Raw genomic sequence first — 5,437 nt, forward strand, 5'->3', positions numbered from 1 at the left:
TCGCGGTGGTGGACGCGGACCAGGGATTCGGCAACGGCTGGCTCCTTCCGGCGGGGCCGCTGCGGGAACGGCCGTCCCGGCTCGATCACGTGGACTTGGTGATCGTACACGGGAACGCTCCCCAGCCCTTCGCGCCGGGGCGGGAATACCGCATGCGGCTCGAGGGCCGGCAGTTCTACAATCTGCTCAATCCCCGCTTCGTGGTGCCCCCAGGCCACTTCCGCGGCCTGCGCACCCACGCGGTGGCAGGCATCGGCAATCCTCGCCGTTTCTTCGATGCCCTGCAGGCCCTCGGGCTCTCCGGCACGGCCCACGCCTTTCCCGATCACCACTGTTTCCGCCCGGAGGAGCTGCGCTTCGCCGACGCGGAGGCCATCCTCATGACCGAGAAGGATGCGATAAAATGCGAAACCTTCGCCGATGAGACGCATTGGGTGCTCGCCGTCACCGCCGTGGTGGAGCCGGACCCGCTGCCCGCCCTGCTTGCCAAGATCGCACACCCCCATGGACCCCAAGCTCCTTGACATTCTCGTATGCCCCCTGTGCAAGGGGCCCCTGGTCTACCGAAAGGCCGAGCAGGAGTTGATCTGCAAGGCGGATCGCCTCGCCTATCCCATCCGGGACGGCATCCCGGTGATGCTGGAGGAGGAAGCCCGCAAGCTCCCCCCGGAGGAGGATGTCGTCTGAGGCCCTCGTGCCAGCACCCCGGGCTTCCATGACCCTCGAGCCTTTTACCGTGGTGATTCCGGCGCGTTACGCCTCCACGCGGCTGCCGGGCAAGCCCCTGGCGGACATCGGCGGCCGTCCCATGGTGGTGCGGGTGGCCGAGCGAGCGCGGGAGAGCGGCGCCCGCGGGGTGGTGATCGCCACCGATCATCCGGCCGTGGCCGAGGCCGCGCGGCGCCACGGTTTCGACGCCTGCATGACCCACGCCGAGCACCCCACCGGCACCGACCGCATCGCCGAAGTGGTGAGGACGCGGGGGTTTTTGCCCGAAGCGGTGGTGGTAAACGTGCAGGGCGACGAGCCCTTCATCGATCCTGTGCTGATCCGGGAAGCGGCCCAGCATCTCCACGAGCGGACGGAGGCGGCCATCGCCACGGCTTGCCACCCGATCCAGGATCTGGAGAGCTTCTTGAGCCCGAGCGTGGTCAAGGTGGTGCTGGACGCCCAGGGCTACGCCCTGTATTTCAGCCGCGCCCCCATTCCCTATCCCCGGGACGCCTTCGCCGCAGGCGCCACAGCCCTTCCCCCTGGCCTTCCGGCCTACCGTCACATCGGCATCTATGCCTACCGGGCCGGCTTTCTTGCCACCTACGCCGGGCTGTCTAAAGGCGCGGCCGAGACCTTCGAGTCCCTGGAGCAGTTGCGGGCCCTGGCCCACGGCTACCGGATCGCCGTCTGGGTGACTGGGTGCAGCGCACCGGCGGGCGTAGACACGCCCGAGGATCTGGAGCGGGCGCGGCGCTGGGTGGCGGGTCTGGAGCCGAGCCCTTATAGATCCCATCACAATTAACGATCCGCAGCCCCCATGGACGCTCTATCATTCGCGAAAACGACATCGTAGCGAGCAGCGAGGGAGGAAGCGCCATGCGTTTGATCTTGCTGGGCCCCCCGGGCGCGGGCAAAGGCACCCAGGCAGCCTTCATCACCGAGCGTTTCCGCATCCCCCAGATCTCCACGGGCGACATGCTGCGGGCGGCAGTAAAGGCTGGAACCCCCCTGGGCAAGCTCGCCAAGGAGAAGATGGAGGCCGGGGCTCTGGTGCCCGATGACCTGATCATCCAGCTCGTGAAAGAGCGCATCCGTGAGCCCGATTGCGCCAACGGCTGTCTCTTCGACGGCTTCCCCCGCACGATCCCCCAAGCCCAAGCCCTGCGGGAGGCGGGCGTCAAGATCGATTACGTGCTGGAGCTGGATGTTCCCGACGAGGAAATCATCACCCGCATGGCTGGGCGCCGGGTGCACCTCGCCTCCGGACGCACCTATCACGTGAAGTTCAACCCGCCGCGGGTCCCGGACCGGGACGACGTGACGGGGGAAGCTCTGGTTCAACGGGACGACGACCGAGAGGAAACGGTGCGGGAGCGGCTGCGGGTCTATCATGCCCAGACCAAGCCCCTGGTGGATTACTATTCTCGCTGGGCAGCGGAGGGCGACCCCGATGCGCCCAAGGTGATCAAGGTGGCCGGCACCGGCAGCGTGGAAGAAATCCGCGAGCGCATCTTCGCCGCCCTCAGCTAACCCGCAAAGGCAGCCCCATGCCCGCCATTCCCGGATTCAGCGACGCCGAGCTTTGGGTGGTGGAGTCCACCCTGAAGGAGCGCTATGGCCGGGAAGTACCGCTCGAGGTGGCGGTAAGCGAGCTCCAGCTCGATCCCTCATCGTCCGAGCTCACGGCCTGCCCCACCCTGCATTGGACCCAGGACGGGGTGGGCTTTGTCATCAACAAGATCGCCGAGGGCCGCTACCGGGCGCAGTTCTATTACTCGGTCTACGACCAGTACCGAACCGACCGGGAAGCCTTTGACGATCTGGGCGAGTGCTTGGGGGTACTCCTCAAGCTGCAGGCTGATACGGCCCGGGAGCGGGCAGGTGCCACCTCCGGGGCGGACGCGAGCAGCCTGAGCAGTCCCTTCACCCAATTCATCGACTTCTGAGACGAAGAAAGGGAGACCACTGGATGGCCAAGATGAACGCGTTCTACGCCCAGTCCGGGGGAGTCACTGCGGTGATCAACACCTCCGCCTGCGCCGTCATCGAGACGGCCCGCAAGCACAAGGATAAGATCGGCAAGGTGTACGCGGGCCGCGACGGCATCATTGGTGCGCTCACCGAGGATCTGATCGATACCAGCAAGGAGCCCGCCAGCAACATCGCGGGGCTGCGCCACACTCCCGGCGGTGCTTTTGGTTCCTGCCGCTACAAACTGAAGAGCCTGGAGGAAGACCGGGCCCAGTACGAGCGGCTGATCGAAGTGTTCAAGGCCCACAACATCGGCTACTTTTTCTACAACGGCGGCGGCGACTCGGCAGACACCTGCCTGAAGGTGTCCCAGCTCTCCGAGCAGATGGGCTACCCCATCGTGTGCGTGCACGTGCCCAAGACGGTGGACAACGACTTGCCCATCACCGATTGCTGCCCCGGCTTCGGCTCGGTGGCGAAGTACGTGGCCACCTCCATCCGCGAAGCGGGCTACGACGTGGCCTCCATGGCCAAGACCTCCACCCGCGTGTTCGTACTGGAAGTGATGGGCCGCCATGCCGGATGGATCACCGCCGCTTGCGGGCTCGCCTCGGAGAAGGAAGGCGAGCCGCCCCACATCCTGCTCTTTCCCGAGATCGCCTTCGACGAAGATAAGTTCCTCGCTCGCGTGGAGGAAACCATCAAGCGTCACGGGTACTGCGTGATCGGCGTCTCCGAGGGTCTGCGCAACAAAGAAGGCAAATTTCTCTCCGAACAGGGGCTGCGCGATGCTTTCGGTCACGCCCAGCTCGGGGGCGTCGCACCCCTCATCGCCAATCTGTTACGCGAGCGCCTCAAACTCAAGTACCACTGGGCGGTGGCCGATTATCTCCAGCGCGCCGCCCGCCACATCGCCTCCAAGACCGACGTGGCCCAGGCCTATGCCGTCGGAAAAGCCGCAGTGGAGCTCGCCCTCAAGGGCAAAAACGCGGTCATGCCCACCATCGTGCGCAAGTCCAGCCGGCCTTACAAATGGACGATAGGCGTTGCCGACCTCAAAGACGTGGCCAACCGGGAGAAGATGATGCCCCGGGACTACATCACCGAAGACGGCTTCCACATCACGGCGAAATGCCGCACCTATCTCCAGCCCCTGATCCAGGGGGAAGATTATCCTCCCTACAAGAACGGGTTGCCGGTCTACACCCGCCTCAAGAACGTAGCGGTGCCGAAAAAGCTCAAGACGGAGTTCAAGATCTGAATGACGCTGGAAAAAGCGCGACAGCTGCTCAAGGTCCAGGCCGACTTCGGGGGCTTCTACAACGCCAACGCCTCCAAGCTGATCCTGGCGGAGGTTCAACGGGAACACGGTCAGGAAGCGGTGGACACCCTGATCCGGGAGCTCAGGCTGGACGAGGTGTTTGGGTGGGAACCCGGAACGCGCTTCGAAGGAAGCTTGGCAGTACCGAATAAGCGGAGATGAGCGGTGGGAGCGCTGATCCGGGTTCCCTGCGGCCGCTCCCGCTCCCACCGCTTCCGCGGCTTCCGTGTCGCGGCCGCCCCGCAACGCGCTTCGAAGGAAGGCTCAATAGACGCTAAAGGCGTCCTCTCGGGCAAGGGAACGTGCTGCCGCGGGATCGGCGCCTTGGCGATGCGCTACCGCGCGTCCTTCGGCAGCAGGGAAAGGGGCTCGGACAAAACCGTAGCGCCCCGCCCGCACGGGTGCGCCGGAGCATGTGCTGCAAGCCCTTGGGCTGCGAAGGGAACCGGATGGCCACGCAGGAGGCGCGCGCTCTTTCCATGAAAGGCTGCGATAATTCGTTCCTCGATGCAACGATGGGAAGCCCCTCGGAACGGCCGCGCAGAAAAAAAAAGCGTACCCCTTAAGTTGCGCTCGGCTGACGCTGATTCGCTGCAGTAATCGTGCTAAAATCCGCAAACTCATAATTTATATAAGAGTTTTCTGATTCGTTCTCGCACAAGGGCAACCGGGCCGGCCCAAGTTTCGGCCCAGCCAGCATAAGGGGAATCCCATGACTGCAGGACTCACGCTAGCGCTGCTTTGCGCCGCCGCAGCCCTGGTGTTTGGCGGCCTCTGGATCAAGAGCATCATGAGCCTGCCCGCCGGCAACGAGCGCATGCGCGAGATCGCGGCGGCGGTACAGGAAGGCGCCCAAGCCTACTTGAACCGCCAGTACAGCACCATCGGCATCGTCGGCGTCATCCTGTTCCTCATCATCGGCCTCGCCCTTTCCTGGCGCACCGCCTGGGGCTTCGCCATCGGAGCGGTGCTTTCGGGGCTGGCGGGCTACATCGGCATGAACGTCTCGGTGCGCGCCAACGTGCGCACCGCCGAGGCCGCGCGCAAAGGCCTGGCGGAGGCGCTGGCGGTGGCCTTCCGCGGCGGCGCCGTCACCGGTCTCCTGGTGGTGGGATTGGGCCTGCTCGGGGTGGCCGGCTATTTCGGGATTCTCTGGTCGGCTGCCGACAAGGCGGCCCAGATCGAAGGCATCAAGCATGTTCTGGAGCCGATGGTGGGCCTTGCCTTCGGCGGCTCCCTCATTTCCATCTTCGCCCGTCTCGGTGGCGGCATCTTCACCAAAGGGGCGGACGTGGGTGCGGACCTGGTGGGCAAGGTGGAAGCGGGCATCCCCGAGGACGACCCCCGCAACCCTGCCGTCATCGCCGACAACGTGGGCGACAACGTGGGCGACTGCGCCGGCATGGCGGCCGACCTGTTCGAGACCTACGC

8 protein-coding genes are annotated in these 5,437 nt (G+C 65.2%); all 8 read left to right on the forward strand.

Annotated features, from left to right (window positions below; all coding sequences use genetic code 11):
- Positions 1-524, forward strand: a 524-nt coding sequence (gene lpxK, locus V7Q81_RS14240) for a tetraacyldisaccharide 4'-kinase (protein ID WP_333844557.1), incomplete at its 5' end; no start/stop codon positions are given.
- A complete protein-coding gene (locus V7Q81_RS14245) occupies positions 505-687 on the forward strand; it encodes a Trm112 family protein (RefSeq protein ID WP_333844559.1) in 183 nt (60 codons plus the stop codon). The genes lpxK and V7Q81_RS14245, both read left to right, overlap by 20 nt.
- Before the next feature lie 28 nt (positions 688-715).
- Positions 716-1,516: a 3-deoxy-manno-octulosonate cytidylyltransferase gene (kdsB, locus tag V7Q81_RS14250; RefSeq protein ID WP_333844575.1), complete on the forward strand. Its 801-nt coding sequence runs from the start codon at positions 716-718 to the stop codon at positions 1,514-1,516.
- 74 nt (positions 1,517-1,590) lie between these two features.
- On the forward strand, positions 1,591-2,244 hold the full coding sequence (gene adk / locus V7Q81_RS14255; RefSeq protein ID WP_333844561.1) for an adenylate kinase: 654 nt from the start codon (positions 1,591-1,593) through the stop codon (positions 2,242-2,244).
- 17 nt (positions 2,245-2,261) lie between these two features.
- Positions 2,262-2,660, forward strand: coding sequence for a hypothetical protein (locus V7Q81_RS14260; RefSeq protein ID WP_333844564.1), 399 nt, complete (start codon positions 2,262-2,264; stop codon positions 2,658-2,660).
- 23 nt (positions 2,661-2,683) lie between these two features.
- Positions 2,684-3,946, forward strand: coding sequence for a 6-phosphofructokinase (locus tag V7Q81_RS14265; RefSeq protein WP_333844567.1), 1,263 nt, complete (start codon positions 2,684-2,686; stop codon positions 3,944-3,946).
- A complete protein-coding gene (locus tag V7Q81_RS14270) occupies positions 3,947-4,168 on the forward strand; it encodes a hypothetical protein (protein WP_333844570.1) in 222 nt (73 codons plus the stop codon).
- A 550-nt stretch (positions 4,169-4,718) separates the two neighbouring features.
- The coding region (locus V7Q81_RS14275) for a sodium/proton-translocating pyrophosphatase (protein ID WP_333844573.1) at positions 4,719-5,437 on the forward strand (719 nt) is incomplete at its 3' end.

Origin of the sequence: Pelomicrobium sp. (assembly GCF_036803785.1) — a bacterium.
GTDB lineage: Bacteria > Pseudomonadota > Gammaproteobacteria > Burkholderiales > UBA6910 > Pelomicrobium.

Coding starts and splice junctions, on each gene's coding strand:
- V7Q81_RS14270 (WP_333844570.1), top strand. CDS start 3,947: ATGACGCTGGAAAAAGCGCGACAGCTGCTCAAGGTCCAGGCCGACTTC.
- V7Q81_RS14265 (WP_333844567.1), top strand. CDS start 2,684: ATGGCCAAGATGAACGCGTTCTACGCCCAGTCCGGGGGAGTCACTGCG.
- V7Q81_RS14260 (WP_333844564.1), top strand. CDS start 2,262: ATGCCCGCCATTCCCGGATTCAGCGACGCCGAGCTTTGGGTGGTGGAG.
- V7Q81_RS14245 (WP_333844559.1), top strand. CDS start 505: ATGGACCCCAAGCTCCTTGACATTCTCGTATGCCCCCTGTGCAAGGGG.
- kdsB (WP_333844575.1), top strand. CDS start 716: ATGACCCTCGAGCCTTTTACCGTGGTGATTCCGGCGCGTTACGCCTCC.
- adk (WP_333844561.1), top strand. CDS start 1,591: ATGCGTTTGATCTTGCTGGGCCCCCCGGGCGCGGGCAAAGGCACCCAG.